Source organism: Roseovarius sp. PS-C2 (assembly GCF_018862045.1).
Taxonomy (GTDB): Bacteria; Pseudomonadota; Alphaproteobacteria; order Rhodobacterales; family Rhodobacteraceae; genus Roseovarius.
The window spans coordinates 87,332-103,756 of sequence record NZ_JAHKSQ010000005.1 but is presented as its reverse complement, the minus strand read 5'-3'; the positions used below and the strand labels follow the sequence as shown (position 1 = coordinate 103,756).

At 59.1% G+C, this 16,425-nt stretch carries 13 protein-coding genes; 8 read left to right on the top strand and 5 right to left on the bottom strand.

Features of this window, described 5'->3' with window-relative positions; translation table 11 throughout:
• Complete coding sequence (gene ubiG, locus KPG71_RS10740; protein WP_216338080.1) at positions 1-747, bottom strand: bifunctional 2-polyprenyl-6-hydroxyphenol methylase/3-demethylubiquinol 3-O-methyltransferase UbiG; 747 nt, start codon at positions 745-747, stop codon at positions 1-3.
• 50 nt (positions 748-797) lie between these two features.
• On the opposite strand from ubiG, the gene pip reads away from it, so the two are divergent.
• The 5 genes from pip (at position 798) to infB (ending at position 7,360) form a co-directional block, all read left to right on the top strand.
• Positions 798-1,772, top strand: coding sequence for a prolyl aminopeptidase (pip, locus tag KPG71_RS10735; protein WP_216338079.1), 975 nt, complete (start codon positions 798-800; stop codon positions 1,770-1,772).
• 256 nt (positions 1,773-2,028) lie between these two features.
• A complete protein-coding gene (gene rimP / locus KPG71_RS10730; protein ID WP_216338078.1) occupies positions 2,029-2,601 on the top strand; it encodes a ribosome maturation factor RimP in 573 nt (190 codons plus the stop codon).
• A 2-nt stretch (positions 2,602-2,603) separates the two neighbouring features.
• Positions 2,604-4,232, top strand: coding sequence for a transcription termination factor NusA (gene nusA / locus KPG71_RS10725; RefSeq protein WP_216338077.1), 1,629 nt, complete (start codon positions 2,604-2,606; stop codon positions 4,230-4,232).
• 24 nt (positions 4,233-4,256) lie between these two features.
• Complete coding sequence (locus KPG71_RS10720; protein ID WP_216338076.1) at positions 4,257-4,880, top strand: RNA-binding protein; 624 nt, start codon at positions 4,257-4,259, stop codon at positions 4,878-4,880.
• A 5-nt stretch (positions 4,881-4,885) separates the two neighbouring features.
• Positions 4,886-7,360, top strand: coding sequence for a translation initiation factor IF-2 (infB, locus tag KPG71_RS10715; RefSeq protein WP_216338075.1), 2,475 nt, complete (start codon positions 4,886-4,888; stop codon positions 7,358-7,360).
• Positions 7,361-7,410: 50 nt separating this feature from the next.
• On the opposite strand, the gene mutT is transcribed toward infB, so the two are convergent.
• From mutT to KPG71_RS10700, 3 genes are read right to left on the bottom strand one after another with little or no spacing between them, the layout of a single operon-like run.
• On the bottom strand, positions 7,411-7,809 hold the full coding sequence (mutT, locus tag KPG71_RS10710; protein ID WP_216338074.1) for an 8-oxo-dGTP diphosphatase MutT: 399 nt from the start codon (positions 7,807-7,809) through the stop codon (positions 7,411-7,413).
• Positions 7,806-9,035: a bifunctional glutamate N-acetyltransferase/amino-acid acetyltransferase ArgJ gene (gene argJ, locus KPG71_RS10705; protein ID WP_216338073.1), complete on the bottom strand. Its 1,230-nt coding sequence runs from the start codon at positions 9,033-9,035 to the stop codon at positions 7,806-7,808. The genes mutT and argJ overlap by 4 nt, the downstream gene beginning before the upstream one ends.
• A 2-nt stretch (positions 9,036-9,037) precedes the next feature.
• Positions 9,038-9,895: a peptidylprolyl isomerase gene (locus tag KPG71_RS10700; RefSeq protein WP_216338072.1), complete on the bottom strand. Its 858-nt coding sequence runs from the start codon at positions 9,893-9,895 to the stop codon at positions 9,038-9,040.
• 189 nt (positions 9,896-10,084) lie between these two features.
• Between KPG71_RS10700 and secA the strand changes: the two genes are divergently transcribed.
• From secA to KPG71_RS10685, 3 genes are all read left to right on the top strand, one after another.
• Positions 10,085-12,799, top strand: a complete 2,715-nt coding sequence (secA, locus tag KPG71_RS10695) for a preprotein translocase subunit SecA (protein WP_216338071.1) — start codon at positions 10,085-10,087, stop codon at positions 12,797-12,799.
• 110 nt (positions 12,800-12,909) lie between these two features.
• Complete coding sequence (locus KPG71_RS10690) at positions 12,910-13,977, top strand: hypothetical protein (protein ID WP_216338070.1); 1,068 nt, start codon at positions 12,910-12,912, stop codon at positions 13,975-13,977.
• Between the two features lie 24 nt (positions 13,978-14,001).
• Positions 14,002-15,561, top strand: coding sequence for a substrate-binding domain-containing protein (locus tag KPG71_RS10685; protein ID WP_216338069.1), 1,560 nt, complete (start codon positions 14,002-14,004; stop codon positions 15,559-15,561).
• Here the strand turns inward: KPG71_RS10685 and radC are convergent.
• On the bottom strand, positions 15,558-16,322 hold the full coding sequence (gene radC, locus KPG71_RS10680; RefSeq protein ID WP_216338068.1) for a DNA repair protein RadC: 765 nt from the start codon (positions 16,320-16,322) through the stop codon (positions 15,558-15,560). The genes KPG71_RS10685 and radC overlap by 4 nt on opposite strands.
• Positions 16,323-16,425: the final 103 nt, after the last annotated feature.

Sequence of the window (16,425 nt, the reverse complement as noted above, 5' to 3'; positions counted from 1 at the left end):
TTATTTCGGTTTCACGCTGGCGGTCACATAATTCACGCTCAGGTCTTTTGCCGATAGGGACCATTGCCAACTGACAGGGTTGAACACGAACCCCTTGCGATCCACCGGCGACAGACCGGCCTTTTCAAGCAGGTCGAACAGTTCGTCTGGGGTGATGAACTTGTTCCACTCATGCGTACCCTTAGGAAGCCAGCGCATGACGTATTCGGCCCCGACGATGGCCATGGCAAAGCTTTTGGCATTACGGTTGATGGTCGAGCAAATATGAAGTCCACCCGGTTTCAGCAGCGTTTGACAGGCCGTCAAATAAGCCAACGGATCGGCAACATGTTCGACCACCTCCATGTTCAGCACGATATCGAACTGTTCGCCCGCCGCCGCTATGGCTTCGGCTGTTGTATTTCGATAATCAATGGTCAGGCCGGACTGTTCGGCGTGAACTTGCGCGACGGGGATGTTGCGCTCGGCAGCGTCGGCGCCCACCACGGTTGCGCCCAAGCGCGCCATGGGTTCCGACAGCAGGCCGCCGCCACATCCGATATCCAGAATGCGTAGCCCTGAAAACGGAGCGTCTGCGTTCAGGTCGCGATCAAACTCGGCGGCGATCTGCGCCGTGACGTAATCCAACCGACACGGGTTAAGCATATGCAGGGGCTTGAACTTACCGTTCGGGTCCCACCATTCGGCGGCCATTGCCTCGAACTTGGCGACCTCGGCAGGATCGATCGTGGTCTGAGCGGCTTGCATTCTGCTCTCCATGTGCTCTTTTGGGTTCAACCCTCTTATATAGGACGGTCATGGATAAATTCTCAGGCCAAAAGAGCGCAGTCCAGTACCTCTATCGTCCGATCGAGCCGTTTGATCGAAAAATGATGAATGTCGGGGATGGGCATGAAATTTATGTCGAGCAATCGGGCAATCCCGAGGGCTTGCCCGTGGTTGTCTTTCACGGCGGTCCGGGCGGAGGCAGCAGCCCCGCCATGCGGCGATATTTCGACCCGAAGATTTATCGGATCATCCTGTTCGATCAACGCGGTTGCGGGCGATCACGCCCACATGCCAGCACCGAGGCCAACACCACCTGGCATCTCGTGGCGGATATCGAGCGTATTCGCCAGGAGTTAACGATAGATGACTGGATCGTTTTCGGGGGGAGTTGGGGCGCGACATTGGCGTTGATTTACGCGCAGACTCATCCGGCACGGGTGCGCCATCTGATTTTGCGTGGTGTGTTTACCATGACCAAGGCCGAGCTGGATTGGTTCTATGGTGGCGGAGCCGGTATGTTCTGGCCGGAAACATGGAAGCGATTTCAAGATCTTATACCCGAAGACGAGCGGCACGATATGATCGGGGCCTATCATCGCCGGTTGTTTTCCGGGGATCGCGTTGAGGAAGTCCATCATGCGCGGGCGTGGTCGGCGTGGGAAAACGCGTTGGCGACGGTGAACTCCAGCGGTAGCGGGGCGGACAGCCCCGCGGAATATGCACGAGCTTTTGCACGTCTGGAAAACCACTATTTCATCAATGGCGGATTTCTGGAGTATGACGGGCAAATCATTGATCAGATTGATAAAATATCTCATATTCCCGGCGTTATCGTGCAGGGGCGCTATGACATGATCTGCCCGCCGGTGTCGGCCTACAAGCTGGCCAAAGCGTGGCCAAAAGCCGATCTGCGCATGATTCCGGTGGCCGGGCACGCCCTGTCCGAGCCAGGGATCAGCGCGGAGTTGGTCAAGGTGATGAACCTGTTGGCGCAGGCGCGTTAACGGTGCCTCGATTGCATCGACGCCGGTGTCGGTATCACGTCGGTATTTTGTCGGTGAAGCGTCGGTGACGATGCATGGTTTGCGGATTGAGCAGTATTATTAATAGGGCGAACGTATGAATTTTTCGCTTGCCCTTGCAGACTCGGGATAAGAGGCGTATATCCCCCTCAACAGCGGCGTCGTCGGGTTTCACCGGATGGCTCCACCGGGAAATTATAACGGGCCGCGCGCCCGTTTTTTTGTGCGTGAAAGACCGATGAGCAACGATCTGATTGCGAAAGCTGCGATTGACCGCCGATTGGCCGAGATCATTACCCCCGTCATCGAGGATATGGGGTATGAGCTTGTGCGCGTGCGCTTGATGAGTGGCAAGACGTCGACATTGCAGATCATGGCCGAGAAGCCTGACGGTGGGATCGAAGTGGACGATTGTGCCGAGATATCGAATGCCGTCAGTGCGGTTCTGGATGTCGAAGATCCTATTTTGGACGCCTATACGCTGGAGGTGTCCAGCCCAGGCATCGACCGCCCGCTGACGCGGCTCAAGGATTTCGAGGACTTCGAGGGTTACGAAGCCAAGCTGGAAACGTCCGAACTGATCGACGGGCGCAAACGCTTCAAGGGTGTTCTGGCCGGGATCGAGGATGACGAGGTGCTGATCAATATCGAGGAAGGCACCGTGGGTTTGAAATTCGATTGGCTGGCCGATGCCAAGCTGGTGCTGACCGACGAGTTGATCAAGGAAATGCTGAAGGCCCGCAAGGCTGCAGGCTCGCTTAATGAAGATGCTTTTGACGAGATCGAGACCGAAGGGTCTGAGGAGGACTGAAAATGGCAATTACCTCTGCCAACCAGCTTGAGCTGTTGCAAACCGCCGAGGCCGTGGCCCGCGAAAAGATGATCGACCCCGGCCTGGTGGTCGAGGCGATGGAAGAAAGCCTCGCGCGGGCGGCCAAGAGCCGTTACGGCGCCGAAATGGATATCCGGGTCAGCATCGACCGCAAGACCGGCAAGGCGACCTTTACCCGTGTGCGCACCGTGGTCGAGGATGAAGAACTGGAAAACTACCAGGCCGAGATGACCGTCGAACAGGCCAAGCAGTATCTGGACGATCCCAAGGTGGGCGACCAGTTCATCGAGGAAATTCCGCCGGTCGATATGGGCCGGATTGCCGCGCAGTCGGCCAAGCAGGTGATTCTGCAAAAGGTCCGCGAAGCCGAACGTGATCGCCAGTACGAGGAATTCAAGGATCGTGCCGGCACCATCATCAACGGTGTGGTCAAGCGCGAGGAGTACGGCAACGTCATCGTCGATGTCGGCCGGGGTGAAGCGATCCTGCGCCGCAACGACAAGATCGGGCGCGAAAGCTATCGCAACGGCGATCGTGTGCGCGCCTATATCAAGGATGTGCGCCGCGAGGCCCGTGGCCCGCAGATTTTCCTGAGCCGCACCGCGCCCGAATTCATGGCCGAGCTGTTCAAGATGGAAGTGCCGGAAATCTATGACGGTATTATCGAGATCAAGGCCGTTGCCCGCGATCCGGGCAGCCGGGCCAAGATCGCCGTGATTTCCTATGACGGGTCGATTGATCCGGTCGGTGCCTGTGTGGGTATGCGCGGGAGCCGTGTTCAGGCGGTCGTGAACGAGCTTCAGGGCGAAAAGATCGACATCATTCCGTGGAACGAAGATCAGCCGACCTTCCTTGTGAACGCGTTGCAGCCTGCCGAGGTTTCCAAGGTGGTTCTGGACGAAGAGGCCGAGCGGATCGAAGTGGTCGTACCCGAAGATCAGCTCTCTCTGGCTATCGGTCGTCGCGGTCAGAACGTGCGTCTGGCCAGCCAGCTGACCAATCTGGACATCGACATCATGACGGAGGCCGAGGATTCCGAACGCCGCCAGAAAGAGTTCGAGGAGCGCACGAAACTGTTCATGGACAACCTGGACCTGGACGAGTTCTTTGCACAGCTTCTGGTGTCCGAAGGGTTCACCAATCTCGAAGAGGTCGCCTATGTCGAACTGGACGAGTTGCTGGTGATCGACGGGGTGGACGAGGACACGGCCAATGAATTGCAGGCGCGTGCCCGTGACGTTCTGGAAGCACAGGCGCGGGAGGCGATGGAGAAAGCCCGCGCGTTGGGGGCTGAGGACAGCCTTATTGAATTCGAAGGCCTGACCCCCCAAATGATCGTTGCGCTGGCCCAGGATGGCGTGAAGACCCTGGAAGATTTCGCCACCTGTGCCGATTGGGAATTGGCCGGCGGCTGGACCACGGTGGATGGTGAGCGCGTCAAGGATGACGGGATTCTGGAACCGTTCGACGTGTCGCTGGACGAAGCCCAAAACATGGTCATGACCGCGCGAGTCATGCTGGGCTGGGTGGATCCTGCGGACCTTGAGCCCGAAGCTGACGACGAGGCCGAGGCCGAAGTCGAGGGCGAAGAACAGGAGGCCGAGGCCTGATCCGTCAGGCCTCGGAGGCTGCTGATGGGTCGCGGTGGGCAACCCAAGGATCGCCAGGACGGTCCCGAACGCAAATGTATTGCTACGGGTGAGGTGCATCCGCGTCATGGGTTGATCCGTTTCGTCGTTGCGCCCGACGGGCAGATTGCGCCGGATATCGCAGGCAAGTTGCCGGGCCGTGGCATTTGGGTGTTGTCCGATAGGGCGGCGCTTGAAAAGGCGGTGAAAAAGGGGCTGTTTGCCCGTGCCGCGCGTCAGGCTGTGATCGTTCCCGATGACTTTGTGTCTTTGGTTGAAGGTCAGTTGGTGGCGCGTATCGTGAACCTTATCAGCCTTGCCCGAAAGGGCGGTGGTGCCGTTACCGGGTATGAAAAAGTCAAGGATTGGCTGTCCAGGGAAGAAGCCACCGTTCTGATTCAGGCCAGTGACGGATCGGAGCGTGGAAAATCGAAGCTAAGCACGCCCCAGGGCGGGACATTCATCGGCTGGCTGACCGCCGAAGAGCTGGGGCGCGCCTTTGGGCGACAAACCACAGTGCATGCGGCACTGGGTGCTGGCGGTTTGTCCCAACGTGTTGTAGATGAAGCGGCAAGGTTGAAGGGCCTGCGCGTTTCGAACGGCGGGCAGACCCGCCGGAAAGGAAGTTGAACCATATGAGCGACAACGACGGAAAAAAGACTTTGGGTGTTCGTGGCGGTCCCCGTTCGGGGAACGTGAAGCAGAGCTTCAGCCATGGCCGGACCAAGAACGTCGTGGTGGAAACCAAGCGCAAGCGCGTCGTCAAGCCAAAGCCGGGTGCAGGAGCGCCGGGCGCGGCTGGCGGCGGCAAGGCGCAGGGGTCCGCAGGCGGTTCTTCGAAGCGTCCGGCCGGTATTTCGGACTCGGAAATGGAGCGCCGGATGAAGGCGCTTCAGGCTGCGCAGGCGCGTGAAGCCGAAGAGGCTGCACGCCGCGAGGCCGAGGAGAAAGAGCGCGAGGAAGAACGGCAACGTCGCCGGGAAGAGGCCGAGGCCAAGGAGCGCGAACAGCGCGAGGCCGAAGAGCGCGCCCGCGCCAAGGCCGAGGAAGAAGAGCGCAAGCGCCTTGAGGCAGAGCAAGCCGCTGCAGCACCGCCGCCGCCCCCCGAAGAGCCGCGTGCCCCCGCCAAGCAGCAACCCGTCCGCAAGGTCGAAAAGGAACGCGATCAGACGACTCGTGGTCGTGGCAAAGGTCGCGACGACGGCGGGCGTCGTGCGGGCAAGCTGACGCTGAATCAGGCACTTTCGGGTGGCGAAGGTGGCCGTCAGAAATCTTTGGCTGCCATGAAGCGCAAGCAGGAACGGGCGCGCCAGAAGGCCATGGGTGGTCATCAGGAGCGTGAAAAGGTCGTGCGTGACGTGCAACTGCCCGAGACCATTGTGGTTTCCGAGCTTGCCAATCGTATGGCCGAGCGAGTGGGCGATGTTATCAAGGCGTTGATGAACAACGGCATGATGGTTACGCAGAACCAGACGATCGATGCCGATACCGCCGAGTTGATCATCGAGGAATTCGGCCACCGTGTGGTGCGGGTCAGTGATGCCGATGTCGAGGACGTGATCGACCAGGTCGAAGACAAGCCCGAAGATATGGAAGCACGCCCGCCGGTTATCACCGTGATGGGCCATGTGGACCACGGCAAGACCTCGCTTCTGGATGCGATCCGCAACGCCAAGGTCGTGTCCGGCGAAGCGGGCGGGATCACACAGCATATCGGTGCCTACCAGGTAACGACCGATGGCGGTCAGGTTCTGACCTTCCTCGATACGCCGGGTCACGCCGCATTCACCAGCATGCGCGCCCGTGGTGCGCAGGTGACGGATATCGTCGTTCTGGTGGTGGCTGCGGATGACGCGGTGATGCCGCAGACGGTCGAAGCCATCAACCACGCCAAGGCGGCCGAGGTGCCGATCATCGTGGCGATCAACAAGTGCGACAAGCCCGAGGCGAACCCCGACAAGGTGCGTACCGACCTGTTGCAGCACGAGGTGATCGTCGAGGCGATGTCGGGTGATGTGCAGGACGTCGAAGTCTCCGCGCAAACCGGCCAGGGGCTTGATGAGCTTCTGGAGGCGATTGCGCTGCAGTCGGAGATTCTCGAACTGACGGCGAACCCGAATCGAGCTGCCGAAGGTGCGGTGATCGAAGCGCAGCTTGATGTTGGCCGCGGTCCTGTCGCCACGGTTCTGGTGCAGAAAGGGACCCTGACGCAGGGCGATATTTTTGTCGTCGGTGAGCAGTGGGGTAAGGTTCGTGCGCTGATCAACGACCGGGGCGACCGGGTGAAAAAGGCCGGGCCATCGGTTCCTGTCGAGGTTCTGGGCCTGAACGGTACGCCCGAAGCGGGCGACGTTCTGAACGTGGTCGAAACCGAAGCGCAGGCGCGCGAGATTGCCGAATATCGTGAGCAGGCGGCCAAAGAAAAACGCGCGGCAGCCGGTGCCGGTACGTCGCTGGAGCAGTTGCTGGCCAAAGCCAAGGAAGACGAGAACGTCAAGGAGTTGCCGGTTCTGGTCAAGGCCGATGTGCAGGGCAGCGCCGAAGCGATCATTCAGGCGATGGAAAAAATCGGCAACGAGGAGGTGCGGGTGCGCGTATTGCACTCGGGCGTTGGTGCCATCACCGAATCCGATATCGGTCTTGCCGAAGCATCGGGTGCGCCGGTTCTGGGCTTTAACGTCCGGGCGAATGCTCCGGCCCGCAACAGCGCCAACCAGAAGGGCGTCGAGATTCGCTATTACAGCGTGATCTACGATCTGGTCGATGACGTGAAAGCGGCGGCCGAGGGTCTTTTGGGTGCGGAAGTACGCGAAAAATTCATCGGCTATGCGCAGATCAAAGAGGTCTTCAAGGTTTCCGGCGTCGGCAAAGTGGCGGGCTGCCTAGTTACCGAAGGCGTTGCGCGCCGTTCAGCTGGCGTGCGCCTGCTGCGCGACGATGTCGTGATCCACGAAGGCACCTTGAAGACGCTCAAGCGTTTCAAGGATGAAGTGGCCGAGGTCCAATCGGGTCAGGAATGCGGTATGGCCTTTGAAAATTACGAAGACATCCGCCCCAACGATGTGATCGAGATTTTCGAGCGCGAAGAAGTCGAGCGCAAACTGGACTGATCGGCATGAAACAAAAGGGGCTGCTTCGGCAGCCCCTTTTTTTTTGTTTATCAAAGCCAATCACGCAGGATCGGGATCAGCGGAATGTCGGCAAGCGGCATGGGATAGTCACGCAGGGCGTTGGACCGGACCCATTTCAACGCCTGACCTTCACGGCCCTGCGGAGTGCCCTCCCATTTGCGACAGGCAAACAGCGGCATGAGCAGATGAAAATCATCATAGCTGTGGCTGGCAAAGGTCAGCGGTGCGAGGCAACTGGCCCATGTATTGATGCCCAGTTCTTCTTCCAGTTCGCGGATCAATGCGTGTTCGGGCGTTTCCCCCGGTTCGACCTTGCCGCCTGGAAATTCCCACAGGCCAGCCATGGATTTGCCTTCGGGCCGTTGGGTCAGCAGGATGCGACCATCTATGTCGATCAGCGCGACCGCCGAAACAAGAACGGTTTTCATGAGCGGTAATCGGCGTTGATGTCGATGTAGCCATGAGTCAGATCACAGGTCCAGACAACGGCGGTCCCGCCGCCCAACCCCAGATCGACGTGAATCGCCAGTTCCTGCTGTTTCATGTAAGCAGACGCGGCGGTTTCACTGTATTCGGGGTCAACCCAACCTTCATGTGCGACCCGAATATCGCCAAACCAGATTGAAAGCGTATCCCGGTCTGCCGGGGCACCGGACTTGCCGATGGCCATGACAACCCGGCCCCAGTTGGCGTCTTCCCCGGCAATAGCGGTTTTGACCAGTGGTGAATTTGCGATGGCCATGGCATGAGTGCGAGCATCCGCATCGCTGGAAGCCCCGGTCACAGAAATCTCCACGAACTTCGTCGCGCCTTCGCCGTCACGTACGACCTGATGCGCCAAATCCAGCATGACCTGACGCAGACCTTCCATGAACCCGACAGAATTTTCGGTCACGCGGATGCCCGATGCCCCTGTGGCCCCGACAATCAGGGTGTCGGAGGTCGAGGTATCGCTATCGACGGTAATGCAGTTGAAGGTCTTTTCGTTCAAAGCCGAGACCATGGATTGCAGGACGGGCTGATCCACCACCGCATCGGTGAAGATATAGACCAGCATCGTTGCCATGTCCGGCGCAATCATGCCCGAGCCTTTGGCGATGCCCGCGATGTGCACGGGCTGTCCATCAATATGCACGATGGTGCCGGACCCTTTTGGGAAGGTGTCGGTCGTCATGATGGCGTTTGCGGCGTCTTCGATCCCCTCAGGGGATAGATTGACGGTCAACTCGTCCAGCTTCGCGGTGATCTTGTCATGCGGCAGCGGTTCGCCGATGACCCCGGTGGATGAGGTGAAAATCCGCGATTCCGGCAGGTTCAGAGCCTGTGCTGCTGCTTCGGTTACCGCCTTGACGGACTCCCGGCCGTGGCGACCGGTGAAGGCGTTGGCGTTGCCGGAATTGACAAGGATCGCTGCGCCCTGATCGCTGATCTGGCCGTTCTTTTCCTGACAATCCAGAACCGCCGCTGACCGGGTGGCCGACCGGGTGAAGGCACCGGCAATGGTTGCGCCCGGCGACAGAACGGCCAGCATCACGTCATCGCGCCCCTCGTAACGAACGCCCGCCTGCGTTGTGGCAAACCGGACCCCGCGAATGGCGGGCAGGTCGGGAAATGACGCGGGTGCAAGCGGGGAACGTGGAAGAGGAGCGCCCATGATCAGTTCTCCAGAAGATCAAGGTTATTGACGATTTCGGGATCGATTCCCGAGCTGTCGGTGCGGTCGATATCTGCCTTGCCGGTCAGGGTTTCAATATGCGCGTCGAAGGCTGCCTGACGCAGTGATTCTTCGATTTCCGTGCGCACGTCTTCCAGCTTGGGGGTATCTTTGACACGGGTTTCGTTCAGTTTGATGACATGCCAGCCGAATTGCGTCTGTACCGGGTCGGAAACCTGGCCGGGCTCGAGCGCAGTCACGGCCTGAAAGAACGGTTCCACCATGACACCGGCGCCGAACCAGCCCAGATCCCCGCCATTGGGGCCAGAGGGGCCTGTGGATTTTTCTGCGGCGGTTTCCGCGAAATCCGCGCCATCGGCCAGTTCCTGAACGATAGCTTTGGCATCGTCCTCGGTTTCGACAAGAATGTGGGCCGCCTTGTATTCGGTTTCCGCCTCGGCACCTGCATAATCCCTGTCATAGGCGGCCTGAATTTTCTCGTCGCTGAGATCGGCGTTCATGACCCGGTCGATCACCTCGCTGGCGACGATGCCGCGACGTTCGTTCTCAAGGATCAGGGTGTTGCGCTGCGAAAGGTCACCGGTATGATCCTGCATCAACAGGGTTTGCTGAACCAACTGATCCAGAATTCCATTGAACAGAAGTTCGGCGGGCAGCTGGCCGTACTGGGCCGGGAGGCTGGCGCGCAGGGCAATCATGTGGCCAAGCGTGATTTCGGTTCCGTTTACAGTGGCCATCACGGTGTTGGTGTCGACCGTATCCTCCGCCTGTGCCGAGAGCGGCAGGACAAGCATCGAAGTCAGGGCGATTGCTGGAAGAAACCGTTGGCGAATGGACATGGTTTACCTTTCTTGCATTACTGCATCAGGAGGTCGTGCGGCTGCGCGACGTTGACACTCTATCGGCGGCCCCTTACATCGGCTTTGGACCAATAAAACCGCCATCTTGTGCCCGTTCTAGGGTGGTGCGGGAGGCGGGGCAAGCAATTGCCTGTCACGGATAAGCACAAACACCGGAACGGATAGAATATGCTGGGTATCGGAACTGTCGCCAAGAAGATCTTCGGCACTCCCAATGACCGCAAGATCAAGGCGACCCGCCCGCTGGTCGAAAAGATCAACACACTTGAGCCCGAATTCGAAGCGCTGAGCGATGAGGGCTTGATCGAAAAGACCCAGGAATTCAAAAAGCGGATCGAAGAGGGCGAGAGTCTGGACTCGCTCCTGCCCGAAGCGTTTGCCAACTGTCGCGAGGGCGCGCGCCGCGCGCTTGGATTGCGAGCCTTTGACGTGCAGTTGATGGGCGGGATTTTCCTGCATCAGGGCAATATTTCGGAAATGAAGACGGGTGAAGGCAAGACGCTGGTCGCGACCTTCCCAGCCTATCTGAACGCGTTGACCGGCAAAGGCGTTCATATCGTGACAGTGAACGATTACCTGGCCCGCCGTGACGCCGAGTGGATGAGCAAGGTTTACGGCGCTCTCGGCATGACCACCGGCGTGGTGTATCCGCAGCAGCCCGAGGATGAAAAGAAGGCGGCTTATGGCTCTGACGTGACCTATGCCACCAACAACGAACTGGGTTTCGATTACCTGCGCGACAACATGAAATCTTCGCTGGAGGAGATGAGCCAGCGCGAGCATTACTTTGCCATTGTCGACGAGGTGGACAGCATCCTGATCGACGAGGCACGTACGCCGTTGATCATCTCGGGGCCGGCGCAGGATCGCAGCGATCTCTATGTTGGTATCGACAAGCTGATCCCGGAATTGAACGAAGATCACTATTCGCTGGATGAGAAAACCCGCAACGTGACCTTTACCGACGACGGGAACGAGTTTCTCGAGGAACTGCTGCATTCGCGGGGCCTGCTGGAAGAGGGGCAATCGCTCTATGACCCTGAAAGCACCACCATCGTGCACCACGTCAATCAGGGTCTGCGTGCACACAAGCTGTTTCAGAAGGACAAGGATTACATCGTCCGCGATGCTGAAGTTGTCCTGATTGACGAATTCACCGGGCGGATGATGCCGGGCCGTCGTCTGTCGGATGGCCTGCATCAGGCGATCGAGGCCAAGGAAGGCTGCAACATTCAGCCCGAGAACGTCACCCTGGCCAGCGTGACCTTCCAGAACTATTTCCGGCTCTATGACAAGCTGTCCGGCATGACCGGGACAGCCGCGACCGAAGCCGAGGAATTTGCCGAAATCTATGGTCTTGGCGTTGTTGAAGTTCCCACCAACAAGCCGATTGCGCGTCTGGATGAAGATGACGCTGTTTACCGCACCACGAAGGAAAAATTCGACGCCATTGTCGAAACGATCAACGAAGCCCACGAAAAGGGCCAACCGATCCTTGTGGGCACCACTTCGATTGAAAAATCCGAACTTCTCAGCCAGTTGCTGACCCAAGCGGGGATCAAGCACAACGTCCTGAACGCCCGCCAGCACGAGCAGGAAGCCCAGATCGTGGCCGACGCCGGTAAGCTGAATGCCGTGACCATCGCGACCAACATGGCCGGGCGCGGCACCGACATCAAGCTGGGCGGCAATGTCGATTTCAAGATCATGGAAGCGCTGGAAGCCAGTCCCGACGCCGATCCGGAAGAAATCCGCGAGAAGATCGAAGCGGAACACGCCGCCGATGAAGAGGCCGTGAAACAGGCCGGTGGTCTGTTCGTTCTGGCGACCGAACGGCATGAAAGCCGACGGATCGACAATCAGTTGCGGGGCCGGTCGGGCCGTCAGGGCGATCCGGGACGATCCTCGTTTTTCCTGAGCCTCGAAGATGACCTGATGCGTATTTTCGGTTCGGAACGGTTGGAAAAGGTCCTGTCGACGCTTGGCATGAAAGAAGGCGAGGCGATCATTCACCCGTGGGTGAACAAGTCGCTTGAGCGGGCGCAGGCCAAGGTCGAAGGCCGTAACTTCGATATCCGCAAGCAGTTGCTGAAATTCGACGACGTGATGAACGAGCAGCGCAAGGTCATCTTCAAGCAACGTCTCGACATCATGAAGGCCGATGACCTTTCCGAGATCGTGCGGGATATGCGCGGTGAGGTGATCGACGATCTGATCGACACCTACATGCCGCCCAAGACCTATGCCGATCAATGGGATACCGAAGGGTTGTATGCGGCGGTGATCGAGCAGTTGAATATGGACCTTCCTGTCATGGCTTGGGCTGAGGAAGAGGGCGTCGACGACGATGAAATCGTGGACCGCCTGGACAAGGCTGCCGATGAGATGATGGAGCAAAAAACCGAGGCCTTCGGCCCTGAAAACATGCGCGCCATCGAAAAGCAGATTTTGCTGCAAACCATTGACGCCAAGTGGCGAGAGCATCTGTTGACGCTGGAACACCTGCGCAGTGTCGTCGGTTTCCGTGGGTATGCGCAACGTGATCCGCTCAATGAATACAAGAACGAAGCCTTCCAGCTGTTCGAGACGATGCTGGACAGCTTGCGTCAGGATGTGACGCAGAAGCTGGCGCAGATTCGGCCGATGACCGAGGAAGAACAAAAGGCGATGATGCAGGAAATCGCCGATCAACGGTCTGCGATGGAAGACGCGGCCAAAGCGAAACACGCCGGTGCGGCGGCCGCCGGGGCCGCTGCCTCTGCTGGGGCGGTGGAAGGATTCGACGAAAACGATCCGTCGACCTGGGGCAATCCTGGCCGAAACCAGCCATGCCCGTGCGGTTCCGGTCAGAAGTTCAAGCACTGCCACGGGCGTCTGGCCTGAGTTAGGTGACGCTCGGCGTTGGCCGTACTTCCTCCTTGGGGATGCCACACGGACGCCTATTTCGTTGATCATGGTTAAGCCACCCCGAGATTGGAGTGGGAGAATCGGCCATGATCAATCCAAGGCGCATCCTGACCGCTGGCGGCACCTTTGCCTGTGCGCTCGGCGTCGGTTTCATCATGCAAAATGCGGCTTCCTCCGAACCGGTTGCAACCGAAGTGAGCATGGGCGGGATAATTGCCGCCACGCCGGTTCAGGTGGTGGAAGACAATTTCACACAAATGTCCGAGGGCTCCGGGCAAACCCCTGAACAAGAGTTCACGGGTAAATTGACCGGTATCACGTTGACGTCGGCCAGCATTCCGACCCCTCCGAAGATGGGGCCGCAACCCAAGCGGTTGCCGGCAAACCCGGTCGATGGTGCGCAGATCGCAAAGGCGGCATTGACCGACCAAACGATCTTGAAGCTGCCGCTCGAGGAGCCGGCTCCGGCATTCTCGTGCGACATCACCATGAACGCCACGCCCCTTGCCGCAGCCATGGCGGAAATCACCGTGAATGCGCCTTGCCTGGTAAACGAGAGATTTACCCTGCACCACAGCGGAATGATGTTCACCGAGGTCACCGACAGCAAGGGCAATAGCCGCATGACCGTACCGGGGCTTTCGCCAAATGCGGTTTTCATGGCGTCGTTTCCCAATGGCGAGGCGGCAATGGCCAGTGTCAGCCTCGATGCGCTGGAGTTCTATGAGCGTGCCGTCATCCAGTGGCAGGGTGATAGCGGATTGCAGCTTCATGCGTTGGAGTATGGGGCCGGATATGACGATCCCGGCCATGTGTGGGCAGAGGCAGCGGGTGATTTTGAGCAGATGGCCAGGGGAGACAGAGGGGTTCTGACGCGCCTTGGAGCAAGGGACGTTCCAAATGGGCGGCTCGCCGAGGTTTACACTTTCCCGTCCGGAGCGGCGCAAGAGCCGGGAGATATTCACCTGAGCGTCGAGGCCGAGATCACATCAGCGAATTGTGGCCGTGACATCACCGCGCAGTCGCTTGAGGTTCGTAACGGCGGAACCCTTAGAGCGCGGGACCTTGAATTGGCCATGCCAGCCTGCGATGCGACGGGTGATTTTCTGGTGTTGAAAAACATGCTCAATGACCTGAAGATCGCGCGGAAGTAATCCGCAGTATCCGGGGGTCATGGAATGACATTCGTGCGTGCGGCGTCGGTCGCCGCACTTTTTTTGTTTACTCAGGCCTATGCGGGTGCAGCGCAGGACGTGACGCTGACATCGCGCGATGGCGATGTCGAGATTTCCGGCAACCTGTTGGGTTTTGACGGGGAATTCTATCGTGTTCAGACCGTTTATGGCGAATTGACGGTTGATGGTTCGGGTGTGCGATGTGAAGGGCCGGGATGTCCCAGTCTCGAAAACTATGTCGCGCGGGTCAGATTTTCCGGAGCGCCGACCATCGGCCGGGTGTTGATGCCTGCGCTGCTAGAGGCTTTTGCCATTCGTCATCAATATGATCTTACCCGGAAAGCTCTGGACCATGAGCGGTTTCTTTACTCGCTCAGTGATTCGAAGAATGGTTCGTTGCTGGGTGAATTTACCTTTCGCCTGTCCAACACGGACGAGGGTTTTGCCGACCTTTTGGCCAACGAGGCGGATATCGTGATGTCCATGCGGGAAGCCCGGCAAGACGAGCTGTCGCGCGCGCGCGACGCCGGGATGGGCGATTTGTCGGCCCGCGGGCGCAGCAGGATCGTAGCGCTTGATGGCCTGGTGCCGGTGGTCGCGCCAAGCAATCCGGTGCAGGCGATCACGACGCCGCAGCTTGCGCAGGTTCTATCCGGTGAAATCGAGAATTGGTCCGATCTGGGGGGGCCGGATGCACCGATCACGGTTCATGTGCTGGATGGCTCCTCGGGGTTGGGGCAGGCGACAATCGACAGGTTGCTAAGGCCTGTGCGCGCGACGTTGACAGAGACGGCTAAACAGTATGAGGACGGACCGGCCCTGACAGCTGCGGTCGCCGATGATCCGTTTGGGTTGGGTGTGAGTAGCCGGTCAGAGCCGGGAAATACATGGGCGTTGGCGTTGAAAGGGCAGTGTGGCTTTGCGCTCAGTGCGACACGCCGGGCCGTGAAGACCGAGGACTACCCGCTGACTGCGCCCCTCTTCCTGTACATGCCTGCGCGGCGTTTCCCCAAGTTGGTGCGTGAATTCCTCGTCTATCTGCGCGATCCCTCGGCGCAGTTGGTGATCCGGCGTGCGGGATTTGTCGACCGTGCGCCAGAAGAGATCACGATCAACGCGCAGGGGGACAGGTTTGCCAATGCGATCGCGCGTGCCGGGGACGAGGTGCCGTTGGCAGAACTGCAGCGAATGGTTTCGGTGCTGTCGCCGTTGCGACGCCTGACGACGACTTTCCGTTTCGAGGCCGGATCGGCGCGGTTGGATGCTCAATCGCGCTCGAACGTGCAGCAACTGGCGCGGGCGTTGGAGGTGGGTCTGTACGATGCGCGGCGGTTGGTGTTTGTGGGGTTCAGTGATGGGGACGGGCCCGCAGGACCGAACAAGATCATCGCCAAGCGTCGTGCCGAAGCCGTGCGTCAGGCAGTGTCGGTGGCGGCGGAGACGGCCAATCTGGACCGTATCACGTTGGAGGTCGAGGCCTTTGGCGAAGCGATGCCCATGGCGTGCGATGACAGCGAATGGGGGCGGCAGGTGAATCGGCGCGTCGAGGTCTGGGTGCGTTAAAGATACCCTTCGGAGCGAAAGCTGAGTTCGCAGGACTTTCCGATGATGATGTGGTCGTGCAGGGCGATTCCAAGTGCATCGGCGGCAGTGCGAATCTGGTGGGTCATGGCGATATCGGATTCAGACGGTGTGGGATCCCCGGATGGGTGATTATGCACTAAAATCAAGGCGCTGGCGTTCAGATGCAGGGCGCGTTTGACCACTTCGCGCGGGTAGACGGGGACATGATCAATGGTGCCGCTGGCCTGTTTCTCATCGGCAATCAGGATGTTTTTCCGATTCAGGTAAAACACGCGAAATTGTTCGATCTGCTGATGCGCCATGGTGGTGTGGCAGTAGTCCAGAAGTGCATCCCAGGATGAGATCACATGCTGCTGCATCACGCGGGCGCGGGACAGGCGGTGGGCGGCGGCCTCGATGATCTTGAACTCGCAGATGACCGCGGCGCCAACGCCGGAAACTTCGGCCAGATGTTGCGCCGATGCGGATAGAACGCCGTTGAAATCTCCAAATTTTTCAAGAAGTTGCCGGGCCAGAGGCTTGACATCGCGACGGGGAATGGCACGAAACAGGATCAGTTCCAGCATCTCGTAATCCGGCAGGGCCTCCGGGCCGCCGGACAGGAAGCGATCCCGCAGGCGTTTGCGGTGATCCCGGATATAGGAGGGCAGGCGCGCGCCTTGGGGGAGGGGCTGCGCTGTGGCTTCGTCTGCCTGAAACAGGGGCAGGGGCATCTCGGAAAATGCGCGGGGTTTGCTCATGCCCGCAGCTTGCCGGTGAGCGGTTAGGGAAAGGTTAACAAGACCCTGAAACCGGCATCGGTATAACGTCGGTATCGTGTCGGTATTGCGTCGGTACGGTGGG

Coding starts and splice junctions, on each gene's coding strand:
- secA (WP_216338071.1), top strand. CDS start 10,085: ATGCTGGGTATCGGAACTGTCGCCAAGAAGATCTTCGGCACTCCCAAT.
- argJ (WP_216338073.1), bottom strand. CDS start 9,035: ATGGGCGCTCCTCTTCCACGTTCCCCGCTTGCACCCGCGTCATTTCCC.
- ubiG (WP_216338080.1), bottom strand. CDS start 747: ATGCAAGCCGCTCAGACCACGATCGATCCTGCCGAGGTCGCCAAGTTC.
- pip (WP_216338079.1), top strand. CDS start 798: ATGGATAAATTCTCAGGCCAAAAGAGCGCAGTCCAGTACCTCTATCGT.
- nusA (WP_216338077.1), top strand. CDS start 2,604: ATGGCAATTACCTCTGCCAACCAGCTTGAGCTGTTGCAAACCGCCGAG.
- KPG71_RS10690 (WP_216338070.1), top strand. CDS start 12,910: ATGATCAATCCAAGGCGCATCCTGACCGCTGGCGGCACCTTTGCCTGT.
- rimP (WP_216338078.1), top strand. CDS start 2,029: ATGAGCAACGATCTGATTGCGAAAGCTGCGATTGACCGCCGATTGGCC.
- KPG71_RS10720 (WP_216338076.1), top strand. CDS start 4,257: ATGGGTCGCGGTGGGCAACCCAAGGATCGCCAGGACGGTCCCGAACGC.
- mutT (WP_216338074.1), bottom strand. CDS start 7,809: ATGAAAACCGTTCTTGTTTCGGCGGTCGCGCTGATCGACATAGATGGT.
- infB (WP_216338075.1), top strand. CDS start 4,886: ATGAGCGACAACGACGGAAAAAAGACTTTGGGTGTTCGTGGCGGTCCC.
- KPG71_RS10685 (WP_216338069.1), top strand. CDS start 14,002: ATGACATTCGTGCGTGCGGCGTCGGTCGCCGCACTTTTTTTGTTTACT.
- radC (WP_216338068.1), bottom strand. CDS start 16,322: ATGAGCAAACCCCGCGCATTTTCCGAGATGCCCCTGCCCCTGTTTCAG.
- KPG71_RS10700 (WP_216338072.1), bottom strand. CDS start 9,895: ATGTCCATTCGCCAACGGTTTCTTCCAGCAATCGCCCTGACTTCGATG.